21 protein-coding genes and 1 pseudogene are annotated in these 22,627 nt (G+C 48.0%); 21 read left to right on the top strand and 1 reads right to left on the bottom strand.

The window, feature by feature from the left end; translation table 11 throughout:
* Positions 1-366 precede the first annotated feature (366 nt).
* Entirely contained in the window at positions 367-975 is a 609-nt protein-coding gene (locus D1151_RS11935; RefSeq protein ID WP_160200575.1) for a GntR family transcriptional regulator, read from the bottom strand.
* Between the two features lie 308 nt (positions 976-1,283).
* Between D1151_RS11935 and D1151_RS11930 the strand changes: the two genes are divergently transcribed.
* The 21 genes and pseudogenes from D1151_RS11930 to D1151_RS11830 all read left to right on the top strand — a co-directional run bounded on the left by D1151_RS11930 (position 1,284) and on the right by D1151_RS11830 (position 22,625).
* Entirely contained in the window at positions 1,284-2,918 is a 1,635-nt protein-coding gene (locus tag D1151_RS11930) for a peptide ABC transporter substrate-binding protein (protein ID WP_160200574.1), read from the top strand.
* Between the two features lie 61 nt (positions 2,919-2,979).
* Positions 2,980-3,894 (top strand): ABC transporter permease, encoded by a 915-nt coding sequence (locus D1151_RS11925; protein WP_160200573.1) that lies wholly within the window; start codon positions 2,980-2,982, stop codon positions 3,892-3,894.
* A 15-nt stretch (positions 3,895-3,909) separates the two neighbouring features.
* A complete protein-coding gene (locus D1151_RS11920) occupies positions 3,910-4,836 on the top strand; it encodes an ABC transporter permease (RefSeq protein ID WP_160200572.1) in 927 nt (308 codons plus the stop codon).
* A gap of 13 nt (positions 4,837-4,849) precedes the next feature.
* Positions 4,850-5,866: an ABC transporter ATP-binding protein gene (locus D1151_RS11915; RefSeq protein ID WP_160200571.1), complete on the top strand. Its 1,017-nt coding sequence runs from the start codon at positions 4,850-4,852 to the stop codon at positions 5,864-5,866.
* Positions 5,859-6,821 carry an ABC transporter ATP-binding protein gene (locus tag D1151_RS11910; RefSeq protein WP_160200570.1) on the top strand — a complete coding sequence of 321 codons (963 nt, stop codon included), beginning with the start codon at positions 5,859-5,861 and terminating at the stop codon, positions 6,819-6,821. Before D1151_RS11915 ends, D1151_RS11910 begins: the two co-directional genes overlap by 8 nt.
* Before the next feature lie 22 nt (positions 6,822-6,843).
* A complete protein-coding gene (locus D1151_RS11905) occupies positions 6,844-8,226 on the top strand; it encodes a TldD/PmbA family protein (protein ID WP_160200569.1) in 1,383 nt (460 codons plus the stop codon).
* Positions 8,223-9,602, top strand: coding sequence for a TldD/PmbA family protein (locus tag D1151_RS11900; protein ID WP_161909032.1), 1,380 nt, complete (start codon positions 8,223-8,225; stop codon positions 9,600-9,602). Before D1151_RS11905 ends, D1151_RS11900 begins: the two co-directional genes overlap by 4 nt.
* Complete coding sequence (locus D1151_RS11895) at positions 9,599-10,759, top strand: aminotransferase class V-fold PLP-dependent enzyme (RefSeq protein ID WP_160200567.1); 1,161 nt, start codon at positions 9,599-9,601, stop codon at positions 10,757-10,759. Before D1151_RS11900 ends, D1151_RS11895 begins: the two co-directional genes overlap by 4 nt.
* An 18-nt stretch (positions 10,760-10,777) precedes the next feature.
* On the top strand, positions 10,778-11,602 hold the full coding sequence (locus tag D1151_RS11890; protein ID WP_160200566.1) for a carbon-nitrogen hydrolase family protein: 825 nt from the start codon (positions 10,778-10,780) through the stop codon (positions 11,600-11,602).
* 23 nt (positions 11,603-11,625) lie between these two features.
* The gene (locus tag D1151_RS11885) at positions 11,626-13,377 is read left to right on the top strand and encodes an amidohydrolase family protein (protein ID WP_161909031.1); all 1,752 of its coding nucleotides are present in this window, start codon (positions 11,626-11,628) and stop codon (positions 13,375-13,377) included.
* A gap of 52 nt (positions 13,378-13,429) precedes the next feature.
* Complete coding sequence (locus tag D1151_RS11880; RefSeq protein ID WP_161909030.1) at positions 13,430-13,783, top strand: RidA family protein; 354 nt, start codon at positions 13,430-13,432, stop codon at positions 13,781-13,783.
* Positions 13,784-13,806: 23 nt separating this feature from the next.
* Positions 13,807-14,175 (top strand): RidA family protein, encoded by a 369-nt coding sequence (locus D1151_RS11875; RefSeq protein WP_161909029.1) that lies wholly within the window; start codon positions 13,807-13,809, stop codon positions 14,173-14,175.
* A gap of 43 nt (positions 14,176-14,218) precedes the next feature.
* Positions 14,219-15,631 carry a Sapep family Mn(2+)-dependent dipeptidase gene (locus D1151_RS11870; RefSeq protein WP_202620426.1) on the top strand — a complete coding sequence of 471 codons (1,413 nt, stop codon included), beginning with the start codon at positions 14,219-14,221 and terminating at the stop codon, positions 15,629-15,631.
* 179 nt (positions 15,632-15,810) lie between these two features.
* Positions 15,811-16,449, top strand: coding sequence for a pyroglutamyl-peptidase I (gene pcp / locus D1151_RS11865; RefSeq protein WP_161909028.1), 639 nt, complete (start codon positions 15,811-15,813; stop codon positions 16,447-16,449).
* Positions 16,450-16,633: 184 nt separating this feature from the next.
* Positions 16,634-16,963, top strand: a pseudogene (gene tnpA, locus D1151_RS11860) (IS200/IS605 family transposase); the annotation flags it as partial.
* A gap of 216 nt (positions 16,964-17,179) precedes the next feature.
* On the top strand, positions 17,180-18,631 hold the full coding sequence (locus D1151_RS11855) for a ParB/RepB/Spo0J family partition protein (RefSeq protein WP_161909027.1): 1,452 nt from the start codon (positions 17,180-17,182) through the stop codon (positions 18,629-18,631).
* Between the two features lie 285 nt (positions 18,632-18,916).
* A complete protein-coding gene (locus tag D1151_RS11850) occupies positions 18,917-19,258 on the top strand; it encodes a hypothetical protein (protein ID WP_118021158.1) in 342 nt (113 codons plus the stop codon).
* Positions 19,258-19,962, top strand: a complete 705-nt coding sequence (locus D1151_RS11845) for an antirestriction protein ArdA (protein WP_161909026.1) — start codon at positions 19,258-19,260, stop codon at positions 19,960-19,962. Before D1151_RS11850 ends, D1151_RS11845 begins: the two co-directional genes overlap by 1 nt.
* 132 nt (positions 19,963-20,094) lie before the next feature.
* On the top strand, positions 20,095-20,490 hold the full coding sequence (locus tag D1151_RS11840; protein ID WP_161909025.1) for a PcfB family protein: 396 nt from the start codon (positions 20,095-20,097) through the stop codon (positions 20,488-20,490).
* Positions 20,477-22,315: a VirD4-like conjugal transfer protein, CD1115 family gene (locus D1151_RS11835; protein ID WP_161909024.1), complete on the top strand. Its 1,839-nt coding sequence runs from the start codon at positions 20,477-20,479 to the stop codon at positions 22,313-22,315. The genes D1151_RS11840 and D1151_RS11835 overlap by 14 nt, the downstream gene beginning before the upstream one ends.
* A 97-nt stretch (positions 22,316-22,412) precedes the next feature.
* On the top strand, positions 22,413-22,625 hold the full coding sequence (locus D1151_RS11830; protein WP_016316823.1) for a Maff2 family mobile element protein: 213 nt from the start codon (positions 22,413-22,415) through the stop codon (positions 22,623-22,625).
* Positions 22,626-22,627 lie beyond the last annotated feature (2 nt).

The raw sequence follows: 22,627 nt of genomic DNA, 5'->3' as shown, positions 1-22,627 counted from the left end.
CAGCAGATAGAAGCGCAGGATTATGCTGCACCACTTTCAGCTGACGGATACAGACCGATATTAAAGTACGGAATTGCAATGTACAAGAAGGGCTGCATGGTGAAGAAAGCTGAATAAAACTAGAATTTTAAAGGACTATAAACTTTTTAGGGGGGGTAGACTTTGGCGGAGGTCTAAACTTAAAGGGGTTTTTAGAGGAAAACAGGTATAGAGTCAAGCTGAATCATAAAGGCTTGAGGCTATACCTTTTCTTGTAGAACGAAAACCACCGGCTAAGCCGGTGGATTATTATTAGAGTATAAAGAGTATCAAATATTTTGCGACCATAGAAAAAACTATTGCTGGAAGAGGTAATCATGACCTTGATTATCTGAATGCAAGGTCGCTTTGCGGCAATAGAGGTTCAACGTCTAAATCCTCTCTTAAGCGTTGGCATATTAGTTCTTCGTCTCTTGCTAAAAGAGCCTCAATTAATGCTTCGTGCTTACTTTTGGTGCTGGAGGTGGAAAGATGAATTGCTTTTCGAACGGTAAAGGCAAGGAGTGATTCCAGCAATTCTACGAGAAACTTATTTCCTGTAAGTTCAGCCATTTGCAGGTGGAACTGACGGTTGACTACCTTTTCAGGTAAAGTAGGATACTCTTCGCCGTCTATACAGTTGTATAAATCGCGAATTTGTTCATCAGTGCAATGGGCAATGATATGCTTAACAACACCTACTTCCAGGAAGTAACGAGTATGTATAATTTCCTGCATTTCCCTGGTAGAAAAATTGTAAATAAAATAGCCTTTTCTAGGCCTTTTGATCAAAAATTTGGCTTCGCAAAGCTTTTGCATGGCTTCGCGGGCACTGCCGCGGCTAACTTTGTATTCCTCGGCAATATCCTGTTCTACTAAAACACCGTTTGGTCCAAACTCATTCTGCAGAATGCGGCGTCTTAGATCATCGTAAACACGGTTTACTATAGAATCCATAACTGGTCTCCTTTGTTAAAACTATCTAACCATAGATTATACCATTTTCTGACTTTTGGCAAGAAAAAATTTACAAGGCGTATCTAACAAGAAAAATAGAGAGTCTTCGTCTTTTTTCAAAATAAAGACAGGTCTTTAATGCGGGATAAAATATTTGATGATAGTAGAAAAATTCAGATAAATACTTGACAAAATCCAGCGAGGAGACTATAATCCAATTAGTGATCTAATCACAGAAAGAATCAGAAATGAGGAGACAGATTAGACGGCTCAAAAGGGAATTGGAGAAGTCAAATGAGGAGGAAAAAATGAAAAAGAAATTAGTTTCACTGCTAGCTGTACTGCTTTGTATAGCCATGGTAACCGGTTGCGGCGGCGGAGACGACGGAGACGGCAGCCAGTCAAAGATTTTCCGCTGGGCTAGAAACTATGATGCGACGACTCTTGACACTAGAAGCATCAACGATGACGGCTCTTATGAAGTTGCGATTCTGCTGGTGGAAACTCTCGTCAGATTTAAAGGTGGTGAAATCGTACCCGGCGTTGCCAAGGACTGGACTGTCAGCGATGATGGAAAAGAATATACCTTCAACCTGAGAGAAGAGGCAACCTGGAGCGACGGTACGCCGCTGACAGCAGAGGATTTCGCCTATTCTTTCTTAAATTTAATCACTGCAGATAATGCTTGTGGCAATGCTGACAGAGGTTTTATTTTCAAGAATGGTGAAGAGTTCTTTAAGGGAGAATGTAAGGCAGAAGATGTAGGCGTTGAAGCAGTAGATGAACACACGCTGAAGGTTACCTTTGAGTCTTCTGGTCTTGAAAAGCTCTATGAATTATCCAACTACTGGTTTGCACCGGTGAAGAAAGATGTGGTAGAGGAATACGGAATCGAGTACGGCAGTGAAGCAGAAAAGTTCATGGGTAACGGGGCCTTTACTGTGACTTCCTGGGAACACGGCAGCAAGATTATCCTTGCAAAGAACGAAAACTACTGGGATAAGGATTCCATCAAGGTTGACGGCATGGAGCTTACCGTAGACGTGGAAGAAAAAGCAGCTGCGGATATGCTGTCTGCCGGTGAAGTGGACGCAATGGTAGCCTTTGCTTATGAGTCAGTAAAAGACATTGAGGACGGAAACATTGTGATTGATCCATTTACTTCAGGTTATCAGTTTGTACATATGAACTCCGGCGGCTGTACAGAAGAAAGCAAACGCTTTATGGAAAATACAAACTTCAGACGTGCCCTCAACTATGCAGTAAACAGAAAGGCATTGGTCGACAGTATCTACGCAGGAGCAGCAGAGCCGGCTACTCGTATTACAGCGCCGGATGCACTGGGTGTAGAAAAGACCTTTAATGAGGAGTACCCGTTTGAAGCCTGGCCGGCGGAAGGAAATCCGGAAAAGGCAAAGGAATGCCTGGAAGCTGCGCTGAAAGAGCTGGGTGCAAGCATCGACGATGTACCGGAGCTTACCATGGTATGCTACGAATCTCAGAACAGCACTATGGCCTTGCAGGCAGTACAGGATATGATTCTGTCCACACTGAATATCAAGTGCAGCTTAAACCCACTTCCGATTCAGCAGATGCTGAGCAAGGTCGATAACGGCGAATGGGACATCTGGTGGGGCGGAAAGACTCTCGGTACCTTAGACTGGGCGAGCACAGACAGCATTGCTGACGCGTATGACTTTGGCAGCTCTCAGTGTTTTGGCTACAAGAACGAAGATTTTTCTAAGACCTATAAAGAAGCTAAGGGTGCTGAAACCTTAAAAGAACGTAAGGATTTGCTCTTTGATATGGAAAAGATTGCCTGCGACGACCCGGCAAGCATCCTTGCATACTGGTCCAAGAGCTTTTGTGCACATACAAAAAATGTAAAAGGCATCACATACGGAAACTATATCGATGCAACTTACGTTGAACTGACAGAATAAGTTATTGGAATATGGGACTGAATGAGATAATCAGTCAGTCCCATTTTATTGGAGAAATAAGATGGCAAAATATGTTTTTAAGAGAATTTTAATCTCTTTAGCGACCATTTTCGTGCTGGCTACTTTGACCTTCTTTTTGATGAAGCTGCTTCCGGGCAATCCATTCTTAAATGACAAGGTACCAAAGGAAATCCAGCAGCAGCAGATGGAATACTACGGCCTTGATAAGCCGGTGATGGAGCAGTATGTGACTTATATGAAAAATCTGCTTCACGGAGATTTTGGAACTTCCCTGAAATATGTAGGTAGAAGTGTTTCTGATATTATTAAAACTCATTTCCCTATTTCGGCAAAGCTGGGACTGGTTGCAGTTCTTTTTGCTTATGCGGTGGGAATTTTATTCGGCATTTTATGTGTAAAATTTAAAAACAGGTGGCCTGATTATCTTTTGATAGTCCTTGCAGTTGCAGGTATTTCCCTGCCTTGTATGGTAATCGGACCGCTTCTTCGTTTCTTCCTTGGCGTAAAGCTACACCTATTTCCGGTTTCCGGCTGGGGAACGATGCAGCATATTATCGTGCCTGCATTTGTCATGTCGGTGGCAACCATCGCCAGCGTCACCAGAAGTATGCGTGCCAGCATGCTAAACATTACGACCCAGGATTACATCAAAACAGCTTACGCTAAGGGCTTATCGCCGGTAAAGGTTACCCTGCGCCATGAGCTGAAGAACGCGATGATTCCGATTCTGACCAGCATGGGCATGGCTATTGCAGGTGTGGTAATGGGTTCCTTCGTTGTGGAACAAATTTTTGTAATCCCGGGACTTGGCAAGCACTTTGTCAACGCAGTCAGCACACTGGATTATCCGCTGGTTATGGGACTGACCGTCTTCTATGGAAGCTTTTTGGTATTGATGAACTTTATCGTCGATATTCTGTATGGCATTGTAGACCCTAGAATCAGAACAAGTTAAAGGAGAGAAAGAGGAATGACACAGACAAAATTTCGTAAAGACGATCTATCAGCTCTGGTGCAAAGCGACGGCTTTGCCGAGGTGATATCTCGTCCGCCTACAACTTTTATGAAAGATGTATGGAGAAACTTTAAAAAGAGAAAAACAGCCATCGTGGCTCTATGGATACTTGCTTTGATTCTTTTGCTGGTACTGATTGGACCGATGATTTCACAATATAACTATTACAGCAACGACTACTCTGCTATCAATTGCAGGCCGGGCGGAGAACACTGGTTTGGCACAGATACCCTGGGGCGTGACCTTTGGGTTCGTGTATGGCAGGGAGGAAGAATTTCCTTATTCATTGCTGTTGCGGCAACCTTGATTCCATATTTGATCGGTATGACTGTGGGCGGTTTTGCCGGCTACTTTGGCGGCGTTGTAGATATGGTCATCATGCGTATCATCGATATCCTCATGGGTATTCCGTCTCTGATTTACAACATTCTGCTGATGATGGTACTGGGAAGCGGCAATATCTTTACGCTGATTATTGCATTTTCTTTGACCGGCTGGCTGGGTGCAGCGAGAACCACCAGAGCCCTGGTGCTGCAAAACAAGGAGAGAGACTTTGTTATGGCAAGTACGGTGCTGGGAGCATCGTCTAAACGACTGGTGTTTAAGCACCTGATTCCAAATGCTCTGGGTATTTTGGTTGTAGAGATGACCCTGCTGATTCCGTCGGTTATCTTTAACGAGGCCTTCCTCAGCTTTATCGGTCTTGGCGTAGCGCCGCCGACACCGAGCTGGGGTCAGCTGATTAAAATTGCATCAGAATCTTTTAAGAGCTATCCATATCAGTTTATTATTCCTTGTATCTTTGTGAGCATCACCTTGCTCTGCTTTAACCTGATCGGCGATGGACTGCGTGACGCATTAGACCCGCGCCTGCGTTCCTAATAGGAGGTAGATTATGGAAAGAGAAAAAATACTTTCAGTAGAAAATCTTGCGGTCAGCTTCGCTACCTATGCGGGAGAAGTACAGGCCGTCAGAGGCGTAGACTGGCATTTACATAAGAAAGAGACCATTGCCATTGTAGGAGAATCCGGCTGCGGCAAGACAGTCAGCATTCAGACTGCCATGGGACTTTTGCAAAAGCCTGCCGGAAAAATCAAATCGGGAAAAGTCATCTTCCGTGGGGAGGATATTACAAACTACAGCAGAAAGCAGATGAGAAAGCTGCAGGGTAACGAAATGACGATGATTTTCCAGGATCCGCTGACCTATCTGAATCCGACTATGAGAGTAGGCGATCAGATTGCAGAAGCTTATAGAGAGCACAACAAGGTCAGCAAAAAAGAGGCGATGGAGAAAGTAGTAGAAATGCTGAAATTTGTCAGCCTGCCTTCGCCGGAGGAAAATATCAAGCGCTATCCACATCAGCTTTCCGGCGGTATGCGCCAGAGAATTATGGTAGCCATGGCGCTGATCTGTGACCCGAAGGTACTGTTTGCAGACGAACCGACGACGGCGCTTGATGTAACCATTCAGGCGCAGATTATTGAACTGATGAATTCCTTAAAGGACAGAATCGATACATCTATCGTTTTGATTACCCATGACCTTGGCGTTGTAGCAAACATGGCAGAAAGAATTTACGTCATGTATGCCGGTCAGGTTGTGGAGCACGGTGATGTGGACACAATCTTTGAAAATCCAAAGCACCCGTATACATGGGGACTACTGGATTCCGTGCCAAGACTGGATAGCAATCACAAAGAACAGTTATCTTCCATTCCGGGTTCCCCTCCGGATTTGCTTGCGCCTCCTTTAGGCTGTGCTTTTGCAGCACGGTGCAAATATGCCATGAATATCTGCGCACGCTGCGCACCGCCAAAACAGGACTTTGAGGAAGCAGGTCACTATGCGTCCTGCTGGCTTCACGATCCGGATTATATCAAAGAGAAAGGAGTGACTGTCAATGAATAGAGAAACGTTGATGGAATTAGATCACGTAAAAAAGAGCTTTGATGTGGCTGGCGGCGGCAAGCTGATGGCAGTCAACGATATTACCCTTTCCATCGGAAAAGGTGAAATTCTAGGTCTTGTAGGCGAGTCCGGCTGTGGTAAAACGACCCTTGGGCGTACCGTCGTAAAGCTGTATCAGCCCAGTGAAGGAAGTATCAAATATAACGGAAAAGATATTTGGAAGTTTAATAAAGAAGAAAACTTTACCTACAGACAGAAAGTACAGATGGTCTTTCAGGACCCTTACGCTTCCTTAGACCCGCTGGTGATGGTGGGAAGTTCTATCGATGAAGGCATGGAAATTCATAAAATCGGGACAAAGGCAGAAAGGCAGGAAAAGGTTGTAGAGCTTTTGCAGCTTGTCGGTCTTAATAAGGAACATGTCAACCGTTATCCTCACGAGTTTTCCGGAGGGCAGAGACAGCGTATCGGTATTGCAAGAGCTCTTGCGATGGATCCGGAACTGATTGTCTGCGATGAGCCGATTTCTGCACTGGATGTTTCCATTCAGGCGCAGATTGTAAATCTTCTCATGCGGCTGCAGGAGGAGAGAGGACTGTCCTATTTATTCATTACCCATGACCTTTCCATGGTAAGACAGATTTCCGACCGGATTGCGGTAATGTATCTGGGCTCTATTGTGGAGCTTGCGCCTAGCGATGAGCTTTATAAGAATCACGCTCACCCGTATACCAAAGCCCTGCTTTCTGCAATTCCGATTCCAAATCCGACCATTGAGCGCAAGAGAAAAAGAATGCTTTTAACAGGCGATGTACCGAGTCCTATCAATTTGCCGCAAGGGTGTAATTTTGCAATGCGTTGTCCTTATGCGACAGATCGCTGCAGAGCAGAAAAACCGCAGTTAAGGGAGATTGCAGAAGGGCACTTTGCTGCCTGTCACTTAACTGAAAAGTGAGCGGCGTGAAAGGAGAATGGTTATGAAACAGGCAGAAATCAATGCAGTGTTACAGTACTCACTGGAACTGGGCGCTGAATTTGCTGAGCTATTTTTGGAAGACAGGGATGAATTCAATATTTCATACAAGGAGTCATCGGTAGGAAATATTGCAAAGGCAAGACGCAAAGGGGCAGGTCTTTATCTGATTTCGGGGACAGAATGTGTCTATGTATATACAAATAGTTTATCCCATACCGAGATGATGAAGCTGGCAAGAATCGGTGCTGCGATGCTGAAAGAGAAAAAACAGGGCAGATTTACAGCGCCAAAGACAGCGTCTATTGGGATTTCCAATCCGTGCGAGGCAAAGGTCTTACCATCTAGTGTAGAGCGTGCTAAAAAGTTAAAGGTTCTTGAAAATGCTGATAAAGCTATGAGGAGTTCTTGTAAGTACCTCAGAAGCTTGGATTTAACCTATTTCGATGTAGACCAGAGGGTACGCATTGCAAATACCGAAGGTGTTTTGGCAGAGGACAGAAGAGTTGTATCCAGAATCAGACAGATGCCAAAGCTTGAGGCCGGAGATAAATCGGCAGGGCATTTCACTGATTTTACAAGGCCGATGGGATTTGAAGCTTTTTCTGACGAGAGCTATATCGATCGCATGACAGCAGATTTAAAGAGTATGGAGGAAACCATGTTTGCAGAGGTTGCACCGGTGGGCAGAATGCCGGTTATCTTTGCAGCAGGAGGAAGTTCCGGCACATTTTTCCATGAAGCTTGCGGTCACGGACTGGAGGTTACTAATCTGCAGATTGATCCGACTTATGCAGGAAAGATGGGGCAGCAGATTGCTTCTGACAAGGTGACTGTTATCGATGACGGAACGCTGCCGCAGATGTACGGTTCCTCTATTTATGACGATGAGGGCATGCTGCGGCAGAAAAATGTACTCATTGAAAATGGAATCTTAAAATCCTATCTGGTCGACAGAATCGGCAGCATTAGAACAGGCTTTGCAAGAACAGGAAGCGGCCGTCGCCAGGATTATACCTATGCGCCGGTAGCAAGAATGAGCAACACCTATCTTGCTTGTGGGAAAGACGATGAAGAAGACATGATTCGCTCTGTGCCTTATGGCCTTTTCGTAGAAGAGCTTGGAGGTGGTACAGCGGGAGAAGAGTTTTCTCTCGGTGCACAAAGAGCGTATCTGATTAAAAACGGAAAGCTTGACAGACTTGTGAAAGGTGCGATTCTTACAGGAAGAGCAAAAGACGCAATGATGAATATCGACCGTGTCGGAAAGAAAATGGTATATGAAGACGGCGGCGCATTTTGCGGTGCAGCTTCCGGCCTTGTCAATACAACCACTTCCGGCGCACAGATGCGTATAAAAGAAATGATGGTAGGAGGCGAAAAATGAGAATTACGTTAGATCAGTTTAAAAATATATTTTCCAATCTGCCGTCAGAAGTTACAGAAGCGGAAGTAAACGCGGAGCGTAGGGAAGAATGCCTCGTCACAATCTGCGATGATAAGGTAAGGGACAGCCGTTACTTCGATACGACCAGTATGTACCTGCGGGCAGTAGGAGAAAAGACCGGTACAGGATACCTTTACACCGAGGATATGAACGCAGATCCGGAGGCGCTTCTTCTGGAGGCTCTGGCAAATGCCCCAAAGGGTGAAAATACCAAAAAAGAACCGATGCATCACTGCGCAGAGCCTGTAAGGATTTTTGCCGAAGATGACGGCACAGATTATGATCAGATGAAGGAAAAAGCCCTTTTTCTTGTGAAATCGGCAAGAGAAAAAGAAGGTGTTATTTCTGCTGAACTGACGCTGCGCAAAACCTGCTTTACAAGGTATGTAGTAAATACATGGGGTGTAGACGCTTATGCTGAAAATGTATATTACATGGTAACGCTGCAGGTTGCCATGAAGCGGGAAAGCGGAAAACCTCAAAAAGGTACCAAGTTATTCTGTGTAAAAAAACTGGCAGACCTTGACTTTGAAAAATTGCTGCAGTATGCAATCGCTGAAGCAAACTTGCTGGACGGAGCGGGAAAGCTTGTGGCTACTGAAATTCCGTCCGGCACATATGACGTGGTTCTGAGCAATGAAGTCGTTTGCAATATTTTGATGACTGCATGGCAGCTCTTTAGCGGAGACCACATGGTTTCGGGGCTGTCTCCTCTTGCGGACGCATTGAACAGTAGAGTGGGAAGTGACCTTTTTACGGTGATAAGCGGAGCCAAGTGCGACGGCTGGGGCTATGACATTCCGGTAGATGCGGAAGGCACTGTTTGTGAAGAGACAGAAATTGTAAAGGATGGTATATTCAAATCGCCTATGACAAATCACAGGGCTTCAGAGAAGCTGGGCTTAAAAGCAACCGGACATGGCGGTCGAGGGATTACGCTGACTGGAATGCTTCCAATCGACCTGCAGACTCTGCCAAACGTGTTTTATATCAAGCCGGGCAAAACGCCCAAAGAGGAACTGACAGACAAGCTACTGGATGGACTCCATATCACCTGTTCCTCAGACGAGTTCCATTCCGTTCACGTTGCCGACGGTTCCTTCTCCATTCCTTGCAAAGGGGTGGTCTATGAAAATGGCGCAGCGATAGGCTATGCAGATCAGCTTACCATGGCAGGAAATCTCCGTGATTTATTCGAAAATATTGCGGCGGTAGGAGAAGATTTGCAGCTGCATGAATTCGATTATAAAAACTACTGCTACGGAGGGCCGAGCCTTTTAGTTAAAAATGTGATGATTGGTGGAAACAAAGCATGAGTGTAATAAATGAAACGTTAATTCAAAACGAGTATGGGTTTCTCGGCGATGTGGTTTATTTGAATACCAGCTCTATAGGACTTCCGCCGCTGCGCACCCAAAGGGCGGGTTCGCGCTTCATGGAAGGCTATGTAGAGAGTCTTTGTGTCAACGGCATTACAAGCCTTGGACCACAGCGAACTAGCGCAAAGGAGATGCTGGCGGAATTGATTCATGCAGACACTGATGAAATTGCCTTTACCAAAAGTACTACGGAGGGAATTTCCATCGTGGCGCAGGGCTATCCCTTTGAAAAGAGCGATAACGTGGTTGTCTGTGATATGGAAAATCCGTCTAACCTCTATCCGTGGATTTGCAGTTCCAAGAAATACGGGTATGCGTTGAAACTGATAAAGACGGATGGGAGAAACCTGTCGGAAGAACAGATTTTTGCAGCGGTAGATGAAAATACGAGGGCAATCAGCTTATCGGCTGTTCAGTTTGGAACGGGAATTTGCTTGGATTTAGAAAAAATCGGCAGATTTTGCAGAGAGCGAAATATTCTCTTTGTAGTTGACGGTATACAGGCATTGGGTAGACTTGTTATCGACGTAAAAAAACTGCACATAGACGTTCTTTCCTGCGGCTGCTATAAGGGTATGTTGGCAACCTTTGGAACAGGAATTATGTATTGCCGCAAGGATTTGATTGAAAAGATAGTTCCTTCGTATGTAGGAGGAAGCAGCGCCGTATATGAACCGGATCCGCCGCAGACGCTGGATAGTATTGATGAAGTTTCCCTGCGTAGCGATGCGGAGCGCTTTGAAGGAAGTACGACAAATGCTATCGGCATTGCCCTTCTTGAGAGCAGTTTGAGCCTGATTTTGGAGCTGGGCAAAGAAAATATACAAAATCATGTCAGAGGTCTTGAAATACTCCTGCGAGAAAAGCTGCAGGGCTGCGGGCTGGATATTCTGCCCCAGTCAGAAAACCTGTCCGGGGTTTTGGTGATGTATTATGATGAAAAGCATTACGACCGGGCTAGTGACATTTTTGAAAAGGCAAAGATAAGAGTGACCCACAGACCGGGATATATCAGACTTTCTATCGGGTTACATAATTCGGTTTCTGATATTGAAAAAGCAGCAGATGCATTAAAGCAGCTGGGAAGGCTTTAGGAAAGGAAGTAAGAAACGATGAGAATAGCGATGATTCAAATGCCTGTCACAAAGGACAAGGAAGCGAATTTGAAATATGCTTGCGAGAAAGTAAGGGAAGCAGCACAGCGGGGTGCAGAGCTTGCGGTGCTTCCGGAAATGTTCCAGTGTCCGTATACTGCAGAATACTTTAAGCGATTTGCAGAAGAGGAAGGGGAACATTCATGGAAAACCATGTCGGCATGCGCTGCAGAAAACCGGATTGGTCTTGTCGCAGGCAGTATGCCGGAAGCCTGCTGCGGAAAGATTTATAACACAGCTTATGTCTTTGATGAGACAGGAAAACAGATTGGAAAGCATAGAAAAATGCACCTCTTTGATATTGATATCAAGGGTGGGCAGTATTTTAAGGAATCAGACACCTTTACGCCGGGAGATGATGTGACTACATTTGCGTTCAAGGGTATTACCTTTGGCCTATGTATCTGTTTTGATTTCCGTTTTCCGGAGCTATCCCGCCTCATGATGCTGAAAGGCGCACAGGTAACCATCGTGCCGGCAGCATTTAATATGACTACAGGACCACTGCACTGGGAGACCATGTTCAGACAGCGTGCCGTAGATGAGCAGATTTTTACGGTGGGTGTAGCGCCTGCAAGAGATGTTGACGGTGTGTATGTTTCCTACGGAAACTCCATTGCCTGCGATCCGATGGGACGCATTTTGGTCAGAGCAGAGGAAAAGCCTTGCATGCTGTATGTGGACCTTGACATGGCAGAAGTGGGGAACACCAGACAGCAGCTGCCTCTTGTCATCGGCAGAAGAACCGACCTTTATATGACGAAAGAAATCGGAAAGAAATAGAAAAAAGTCCAAGAGGTGTCGACATGTATGATTTAATCATAAAAAATGGTATGCTCATTGATGGAACGGGAAGTGAGCGCTATCAAGCAGATATTGGAGTAAAAGACGGGCAGATTGCAAAAATTGGAATCCTTGCAGAGGCAGACAGTGAAGCGATCATTGACGCAAAAGGACAGTTTGTAACGCCGGGTTTTATCGATATGCACTCCCATGCCGATGTAAGCATTTTTATGCAGCCGGATGCGGAAAACCTCATTGGTCAAGGCGTAACCTCAGCATTTACAGGCCACTGCGGTATGGGAATGACGCCCCTTGATAAATACTGGACGTTGATGCACGTAGAAGGTCCTGCATACGAGGAAATGATGCCTTTTTCTACAATCGGACATTTTCCGGGAGAATATCCGGCAATCGATGTGCCGACGTTAAAAGCCGGCATGAAAAAGTGCTTTGGAATCAATATGTCGTGGAAAACCTTTGGGGAGTATCAGCGGTATTTGAGGGAGCAAGGTGTTGCCGTCAATCTGTTTATGATAGCAGGACACAGTAACATGCGTCAGAACGCCATGGGGCTCCATGCGGAAAGACCTGCGACGGAAGCGGAGCTTTTAGAAATGGAGTACTGGGTCAAGGAAGCCATGGAAGCAGGCGCTTTTGGAATTTCATACGGTCTTGACTATACGCCGGGCTGGGACGCAGACGATGAGGAACTCCTTAGGTTAGCAGAATGCTTAAAGCCATATGATGGCATTCTCACTGCCCATGTGCAGATGCGAAACCATCGCCACGGAAAAACCGTAGAAGACCATAGAACTTTAGATGGCGTAAAAGAATTGATGGAAATCGGTCTTAAGACCGGCGTGCATGTTCATGTCAGTCATATTGAAGCAGCTGATGAGTTAGATGATGAAAAAGCAATCTACGAAAGTGAAAAGGAAACGCTGAAACTCATTGAAGTCTATCGAAAAAAGGGCGTGCGCGCTACATGGGATGTTTTGGTGCCGAACCTTTATGCCATGTACTATTTCAGTGATTTGAGTAAGGTGCTGCTTTACTACGTAACGAGCTGCGGAGGCAAAAAGGCTTTCGGGGAAAGATTAAAAAGTGAAGGATACCGAGAGTATCTGGCAGAGTGCATCAACAGAAATGAGAACATCGTATTTCCAAGGTGGAACGATCAAGCTGTAATCGGCAGGTGCGCATGCAAGGAATGGGAAGGTAAACGCATTTGTGATATTGCAGAAGCTTTAGAAACGGATTCTGCCCATGCACTGATAGAAATTTTGGCAAGGGATCCGGAAACTCGGTATATTCAGCCCATTGCGCCGTCTCTTGCCAAGCCGCAGTCGGAAAGGTTTTATGAGGCGAAGGAAGCTTGCATCGGAACGGATAATATGGCGACCAACTATGATTTTGAAGGCGATGTAGAGGATATGCCAAAGGATAACGGAACGCCATCTGGATTTTGCGGAATCATAGAGTACATCAACAGCAGATTAGAGCGTGGATATAAGCTGGAGACAGTAGTGGGACAGCTGACAGGCAATGCGGCAAAGGTTCTCGGTTTAACGAAGAGAGGATATCTGAAGGAAGGTATGCAGGCAGATATCGTCATTGCGGATTTGGAAAACTTGAAACCGAATAAGAACATGGTGGATCCCAGAAGCAAGCCGGAAGGTATCAGCTATGTGCTGGTAAACGGCAAAGTCGCCATGGAGCATGGCAACCACAGCCATGTGCGCAGCGGTATGATAGAACGCTACGCAGACCGGTAAAAATAAAAAGATGCAAAGAAAATAATTTATGGAACGAAAAGGAGAAAGAAATATGAAATTAGAACGTTACAATTCAAACGGACGCTTCCACGAAGCAGTCATTCACAACGGAGTGCTTTACCTTTCAGGTCAGATTTCTGATAAAGGCGAAACTGTTTCCGAGCAGGCGCTGTCCTGTCTGGAAATTTTGGAGGGAAAGCTAGAAAAGTATGGATCAGACAAGAAGCATATCATTTCTGCCAGTGTATATCTTCCGGATATGGGAACTTTTGATGAATTTAACGGCGTGTGGGACAACTGGTTCGAAGAAGGCACGCAGCCGGTACGTACCTGCGTAGGCGCAGCACTGTCAGATACGAAATTTAAGGTAGAAATCACTTTAATTACCGCTGTAAAAGAGGCATAAGCTGGGAGAAGAGAGGTCAAAGTATGAGATTTGTAAATCCATTTGGTGAAAATTGCGGACATTATTCCGCAGGTGTAATCAGCGGAAGCACCCTTTATATTGCAGGGCAGATCGGCGAAGATAAAGAGACTGGAAAGAGGGAGCTTGGAATCGAAGCACAGACTGTTGCCGCACTTAAAAATGTTGGGAAGGTAGTGGAAGCTGCAGGTGCAGTGAAGGAAAATATTGTGATGTGCAAGGTGTATGTTGCGGATCACACATATTGGGATATTGTGAATAAGATTTATGCAGAGTTTTTTGGAGAACACAAGCCTGCCCGCATCATTGTTCCGGTAAAGGGTTTTGAACCGGGAACTCTCATCGAAATCGAAGCAGTTGCTGAGCTGCAGTAAGGAAAGCGCCACGCGTATTGCAGACTAAAGCATGGGAGATATTATGAAGCAAAAGAATTTAAAAGCGTATTTTGAAGGATATAAAGAGGAGTTTTTGCAGGATTTAGAAGAACTGATTTCTATTGACAGCACCAGAGGTGAAAGCGAACCGGGTTTTCCTGTAGGTCGCGGCCCTGCACAGGCTCTTGAAAAAGCCCTTGAAATTGCGAAGAGATTTGGCCTTTATACCGAAAACTGGGAGAACTGTCTGGGCATTGTACAGCTAAATGACAGCTGTGAAAGAAAGCTGGATATCTTTGCCCATATGGACGTTGTTCCGGCTGGGGAAGGCTGGCAGGTCACTGAACCTTTTGTGATGAAACTTGTCGATGGCTGTGTTTATGGAAGAGGAACCGCTGACGATAAAGGACCGGCTCTGGCAGCGATTTACGCACTTCGCGCTATTAAAGAACAAGGAATTGCGCTGGCTGAGAATGTGAGGCTGTTCCTTGGCTGCGATGAAGAATCGGGCTGCCTGGATTTGAAGATGTACAGAGCAAAAACGAAACCAGCAGAGATGGCTTTTTCACCTGACGGAGAATTTCCCGTTGCCAACATTGAAAAGGGCAGCTTAAAAGGAGCTTTGACAGCAGAGTTTCCTGAAGATAAAAGACTGCCGCGCATTGTATCTGTGCAGTGCGGGAGCAGTATCAATGTGATTCCAAGCTCGGCAAAGGCAGTGATAGAGGGTCTGACTGCGGAAGATTTAAAAAATATCTTAAATGTGGTTTCAGAAGAAACCAATGTGGATTTTTCGCTGGAAAAGCTGAAAGGTGATTTCATTGGAATTACTGCTGATGGTGAAGGCGGCCATGCCAGCAGACCGGAGCAGGCGAGAAATGCTGCGACTGCGATGCTGCAGCTTTTAGTGAGGCTTCCGGTTGCTGAATCCTTAGGCTTTGAAAAGCTACAGAGTTTACAGGAAATCTTTCCCCATGGAGATTATTACGGAAAGGCTGCCGGTATCTATATGGAGGATGAACTGTCCGGCAAAATTACTGTAAGCCTTGATATTCTAAATTATAATGGAAAAACGTTAACCGGTGAATTTGATTCACGTACACCGATTTGCGCAAATTTGGAAAACTTAAAACCTATTGAGGATATGGCGGAAGAAAAAGGATTGCAGTATGAGGCTGAAAGAGAGGAAGCGCACCACGTGCCTGAGGATACGGTACTGGTTAAGACGCTGTTAAAGTGCTATGAGGCTTATACGGGCTTTGCCGGACACTGCATTGCTATAGGTGGAGGTTCCTATGTGCACAATATGCCTTACGGTGTCACTTTTGGCTGCGCAATGCCGGGGGTTGACAACAGAATGCACGGACCTGATGAATTTGCTGATTTAGACGTACTTCTGACAAGCGGGGCTATGTTTGCCTCTGCGATTTTAGAACTGTGCGGCGAGAGAAACTAATATAGCAAACGACACACATAGTTGTATTCCTATAAAAGAATCGTAAGCAAGGTGATGACCCGCTTACGGTTCTTTTGCTATCAGGGAATACTTTTAGAAAAACTGTTGACATTTTAACAGAATAGTTTAATCTAATGAATGAAACGGAGTATTTGAGAAAATACGAGGAGGTTGATAAGATGAAAGTTTTGGTAACAGGATTTGAGCCCTTTGGCGGGGAAAATACCAATCCGTCATGGCAGGCAGTGCACAGGCTGCCGGACGTAATTTCTGGTGCAGAAATTATAAAAGCAGAGATTCCCGTGGTGTTTGAAAAAGCAGGGCTTGTATTGGCTCAGTCGGTAAAAGCGCATAATCCGGACATAGTGCTGTGCGTTGGGCAGGCAGGCGGCGCAGACGCCCTTGAGGTGGAGCGTATTGGTATCAATTTGATTGATGCGCGCATTCCTGACAATGATGGCAATCAGCCTATCGACATTCCGATACATGAAGATGGCGCAGCTGCGTATTTTGTGACGTTACCGATAAAGGCGATGGTGGAACGTATCCGTCAGGCAGGAATTCCTGCGAAGCTTTCTTATTCGGCAGGGAGCTATGTATGCAATACTCTTTTATATGAGGCCCTACATTTAGCGGAACAATCGTATCCTCAGATGAAGGCAGGCTTTATTCATGTGCCATTTATTCCGGAGCAAGTAGCGGATAAGGAGGATACACCGTCTATGGCTCTTTCAGATATCACAAAGGGGCTGCAGGCGGCAATTGAAGCGGCTGTATGTGGAAACGAAATTCACGTGTCGATGGGAACCTTGCAATAGCCATATAGAAACAGGCATGTACTGCGTTGAGACATGCCTGTATTTTTGTATATGAGAAAACCACGCATTGGACGCGAGGTTCCGGAAATGTTACACATTTGAATAAAAAAAACTCCTTCTGCTATACTTGGAATGCGGTCTGCCAACTGCAAAGAAGAATAGAGAAGGAGGACATTCAATGAGTATGAATGACATTAACAGTTTATCGCATTCCAAGTGGAATTGCAAATACCATATTGTGTTTGCACCCAAATATAGAAGAAAAATCTTTTATGGGAAATACAAGAGAGAAATAGGTAGGATTCTAAGACAGCTTTGTGAGTGGAAAGGTGTAAAAATTGTAGAAGCAGAGGTCTGCTCTGACCATATTCACATGCTTTTAGAGATTCCGCCAAAGTATTCTGTTTCAAAATTTGTGGGTTACCTCAAGGGGAAGAGCAGTACGATGCTGTACGAGCAATTCGGGGAGCTGAAATACAAATATCGAAACAGAGAGTTTTGGTGCAAGGGATATTAAGGGCCATATAAATTAGGAAAACCGCAAATACAAGGCTTTTCGGAGCCTACCAACAACAAAAATAATATTTGATCTATCACATTACGCTGAAAGGCCGTCCGGCCATCAAAACCGGGCGGCTTTTTTGCGTGGGTAGACGGGAAGGAGGCAAAAAATAATTACAGAAATTTAAGCCTGAAATTTGTGCAACTTTAACGAAAAGGAGGTTAATGAATGGCAGATGACAAACTGAACACGGGCCCCGGTGAGAAAAAAATCCCGGAGGCTCCCGAGTCTGTAACGGCTGGCCAGCCCCAGGCCCCGGCTCCCGAACAGGCCGCTCCCACACCCCAGCAGGAACAGACCGGGCCCGCAAAGCCCGATCCCGGCGATGTGGTAGTGTCCTTTGAGCAGATCAATGAGCTCATGGGCGAAAAGCGAAAGGCGGCCCGGGCTGAGGTAGAGAAAGCCGGGGATGCCCCCACAAAGGAGCAGGCTCCCGGTGAGGCGGAACAGCCCGCCACTGGCGAACCGAAAAAGCCCCGCCGTGGCCGTTCCCCGAAGGAGGATAAAGCGGAGCCCGCTGGCAAGGAGGCGGCAAAGCCCCGCAAGGGCCGCCCGCCCAAGGCTGACAAAGCGGCCCCCGGCGAGGCCCAGCCGTCCAAGCGAGACAAAATGTCCCGAAGTGACGGGAAGGCTCCGGACGCTCAAACTCCCCCAAAGGCTGGGAAAACTGCTCCCGAAAAGAAGGCCGCCGCCCCGGAGCAGGCTCCGCCCGGGCCAGTCACCCCTCCCCGTCCGGTGGAGGAAGGCAAGCTCATGTATCTGAAACTTTCCGAGATGCATCCGTTCCATACATTCCGGCCCCACCCGTTCAAGGTGCGGGACGATGCCAAAATGCAGGAGACGGTGGCATCCATTAAGGCAAACGGCGTGATGGTGCCCGGCCTTGCCCGCCCGGAAAAGGACGGAAACGGCTATGAGATTGTGGCGGGCCACCGCCGCTGCCGTGGCAGTGAACTGGCGGGACTGGAGGAAATGCCCTTTATCGTCCGGGATATGAGCGACCACGAGGCTGTCCAGGCCATGAAGGACAGCAACAAGCAGAGGGATCAGACGCTCCCCAGCGAACTGGCCGCCCTGCTGGACTTGGAAGTGGAGGACATCAAGCACCAGGGCGGGCGGCTGAAAAATGTGGCCGAGGGCGACATTGGCAAGCGTTCCGTGGAGATTGTGGGCGAGGCCCATGACATGAACTATAAAAAAGTCATGCGCTATCTGCGGCTCAACTCCCTTGTGCCGGAACTGCTGGACAAGGTGGACGATAAAAAGATGGGCTTTATGCCCGCCGTGGAGCTCTCTTATATCCGGCCCAAAAACCAGAGGCTGATCGCCGTTTCCATTGACGGGGAGCAGGCGTCCCCCTCGGTAGCCCAGGCGAAAAAGCTCCGGGAGATGGATCAGGAGGGCAAGCTCAACGGCGATGTGATTGACGGCATCTTATCAGAAAAGAAAAAGGAGGATCGAGGCGTGATTATTTCAACCGCTGAACTGGAAAAGTATTTCGGCAAGGAGGTCACTCCGGCCAAAATGAAAGAGCAGATCATCGGCCTGCTGGACGAGTGGAAACAGAAACAGCCGCCCGAGCTGGCAAAGGCCCCGAAGAAAATGGAAAAAGACAAGTAACCACTTCGAGACATTTTGTCCCGAGGGGCTCTGCCCCTCTGCGATGGCTCTGGTGGTATATATCCCCCGTCGCCGGGGATAAAAAAGCGCAGTCGGGAGCGGGCCGTCAAGGGGGCCAACGGCCCCGCCGCTTGCGGCGGCTTGCCCTTTACGGCCTGCCCCGGCTGTGCTATCTCCGGCCAAGCGGCGGGGGTATATCCTCCAGAGCCGCCCCCTTTCCCATGATTGGGAAAGGGCGGGGGGTTAGGGTTGAACGATTTTATGATAGAACGGAGGTTTTTACTTATGAAACGACCCCTTGCATACATTACCGCCGCATGGTTTGGCGGCGACAGTGAAAACGCAGAACTGGCGGCCCAGTATTGCCGGGCCGTATATGAGGCGGGCTTTGCCCCGATTTGCCCCGCCCTCTATCTGCCGCTGTTCCTCAATGACGCAGTACCCGAGGAGCATAAAAGCGGCATTGACATTGGCCGTGACCTGCTCCGCCGCTCCCGGGTGCTGGTGGTATGCGGCCACAGCATGACCGAGGCCATGAAAAATGATATTGCCGTGGCCCAGCGGCTGGGGATTACCGCCACCACCCTTGAGGGCATTTTGACCGTTAAGGGCCAGGGCAAACGCTGATGGCATCCTTGTTTGAGGCTTACATTACCAACCTCGGCAAATACAACGAGGGGGAGCTGGTGGGAGAAACACTGGAATTTCCCACCAGCCCCCAGGAGGTGCAGGCGCTGTTGAAACATATCGGCGTGGACGGCATACGGTACGAGGAATTTTTTATTACCAGCTTTGACGGCGATGTGCTGGGGCTCTATGACTATCTGGGTGAATATGAAAATCTGGACGAGCTCAACCATCTGGCCTGCCTGCTCTCGGAACTCGATCAAGGTGAGCTTGAAAAATTTGAGGCAGTGCTCCATACGGGGGCGCATACCTCCAGTGTGGCAGATATTATCAATCTGACGCAAAATCTGGATTGCTTTGAATTTTATCCGGAGATTGAAAATGAGGAGGACTTGGGCCGTTACTGGGCGGAGGACCTGCCGATCCCGGAAGAACTGAAAGACTATTTTGACTATGAGGCATACGGCAGGGACATCTCCATCAACGAGGGCGGCCACATGGCCCCAGGCGGCTATGTGGTTCAGACCAGCGGAGACTTTAGGGAATATTATCACGGCCCCCAGGACATCCCCGCCGAGCATAAGGTGTTTTCCTATCCCCAGCTTTCCATCCGGGAGCAGATGGCCGCTTACAAAGAGGTGATTGACGGTTCCTCAAAAGAGGGCTTTCGGCGGCTGACCGAAAAAGGCCGGGAGGAACGCTGACAAGGCACTTCGAGACATTTTGTCCCAAAGCGGAGAAAGGAGGCGGTGTAACTGATTGATGAAGAAATTTCCCGGAGCTCCATAGCGATCTCTGTCCGGGCTGGCAAGCTGACGGCCCGGGGGCTGGCTTATGTGCTCCAGGCGGCTGGGGGCCAGATCGCCAAACGGCACCGGGCGGCCCAAAGGCCCCACGGCAGGCAGAGCGTGAAAAAGCTCATGGCCCACGGAGAAAATATAAACAGCATTGAGGTGGAGGCTCCCAGGCTCTTTGACCGTATGGCCCGCCGTTTCAATGTGGACTATGCCTTTTATAAAACTGGGCCGGACAAATATCTGCTGTTTTTTAAGGCGGGACAGGCGGACGCTGTTACCGCCTGCTTTGAAAGCTATTCCCGGAAACTGCTCACGCAGTCAAAATTCAGACGCATCCCTATCCGGGAGCAACTGAAACAGGCGGCGGAGCGGCTTGCGGTGGAAAAGCCCCGGGCGAAAGAACGAGTAAAGGAGGCGGCCCGTGAGGACAGATAGCATAAAAAAATATTTGATACCCAACATCCCCTACCTGTTTATCCTGTGGGCCTGTCTGAAAATCGGGACAGCCTACCGGCTGGCGGCGGGTACGGATTTCGCCCACAAATTGATCGGGCTGGGCCAGACCATCGGCCCGGCCTTTGCCGACTTCGCCCCGGGAGTCAATCCCTTTGACTGGCTGATCGGCATCGTGGGGGCGGCGGCGTTCCGTCTGCTGATCTATGTAAAAAGCAAAAACGCTAAAAAATTCCGCCGGGATGAAGAGTATGGATCGGCCCGGTGGGGGACGGAAAAAGACATCAAGCCCTTTGTCGATCCAAAGTTTGAAAACAATGTCATTCTGACCGGGACGGAGTTCCTTACCATGAATACCCGGCCCCAAAACCCGGCCAACGCCCGCAACCTCAACTGCTGTGTCATCGGCTCGTCCGGCTCGGGAAAAACCCGGTTCTGGCTCACGCCCCAACTGCTCCAGGCTCATTCCTCTTTCGTGGTGGTCGATCCCAAGGGCGGGGTGCTGTCCCAGGTGGGCGCTTTTCTCCAAAAGAAAAAGGGGTATAAGGTCAAGGTATTCAACAGCATTGATTTTTCAAAATCCATGCACTATAACCCGCTGGCCTATATCAAGAACGAGGCCGACATCCTTAAATTTGTGGATGCCCTCATTTCCAACACCAAAGGCGAGGGCAAGGAGGGCGACCCGTTCTGGACAAAATCGGAAACTTTGCTTTACTGCGCTTTGATCGCCTATATCATTTTCGAGGGCCCCGCCGAGGATCGGAACATGAATACTCTGGTGGATATGATTTCCGGTATGGAGGTCAAAGAGGATGATGAGGAATTTATGAACGCCGTGGACTATATGTTTTCCGGGCTGGAAAAGAGAAAGCCGGATTGTTTCGCTGTCAAGCAGTACAAAAAGTACAAGCTGGCCAGCGGCAAGACGGCAAAAAGCATTTTGATTTCCTGCGGGGCCAGACTTGCGCCCTTTGACATCCCCCAGCTCCGGGAGATTATGTCTTATGACGAAATGGAGCTTGACCGCATCGGAGATCGGAAAACGGCGGTGTTCTTTATTATCTCGGACACCACCCAGACCTATAACTTCCTTGTGGCTCTTGCTTTTTCGCAGATGTTCAATCTCCTGTGCGAGCGGGCCGACAATGTCCACGGGGGCCGCCTGCCCCACCATGTGCGGGTGCTGTGGGACGAGGCGGCCAACACTGGCCAGGTGCCCCAGCTTGAAAAGATTGTGGCGGTGATCCGCTCCCGGGAGGTGTCGCTGACCCTCTTTTACCAGCAGTTGGCGCAGTGCAAGGCTATTTATGACAAACACGCTGAGACGATTTTGGGAAATATGGACAGCGTGATCTTCCTCGGAGGCCGGGAGGCCAGCACCATCAAGGAAATTTCCGAGAACTGGCTGGGAAAGGCCACTATCTCCATGCAGACCGACAGCCGCTCCCGTGGCCAGTCGGAAAGCTACAGCCAGAATAACCAGCGGCTGGGCCGGGAGCTGATGACCCCGGCGGAACTGGCAACCATGCCGGGGGACAAGTGCATTTTGCAGTTGCGGGGCCTGCCCCCGTTCTTCTCCCCCAAATATGATCTGAAAAAGCACCCCAACTACAAATACACGGCTGAGGCCGATAAAATCAAAAACGCCTTTGACCTTGACAGGCTCATCAACCGCCGCAGGCGGCCCGGGCCGGAGGAACTATGCGAGGTGTATAAGGTGTCCGTGGAGGACAATGGGCTCACAGGCGAGGACGAGGACATCCTCAACTATGACGATATTGACGATCCGGACGCCTTTGCATAAATGGGCTTTGGGACAAAGTGTCCCGAAGTCGGTAACTGCCGCCAGAAATGGCGGCTTTTTTCATAGCCGGGAATATCCCGGAGAAATGGAGGACTATATGGCATTTTTCGCATCCGCTATCACCACTTTACAGACCCTTGTGATCGCCCTCGGCGCTGGCCTTGGCGTATGGGGCGTAGTCAATCTTCTGGAGGGCTACGGCTCGGACAACCCTGGCTCAAAAAGCCAGGGCATGAAACAGCTCATGGCTGGCGGCGGCATCATCGTGATCGGCACCACGCTGATTCCTCTGCTGTCTGGCCTGTTCTAAGG

Source organism: Emergencia sp. 1XD21-10 (assembly GCF_009936045.1).
Taxonomy (GTDB): domain Bacteria; phylum Bacillota; class Clostridia; order Peptostreptococcales; family Anaerovoracaceae; genus Senimuribacter; species Senimuribacter intestinalis.
Note: the sequence above shows the minus strand (reverse complement) of the source record. Positions and strands in the feature narration are given on the sequence as shown.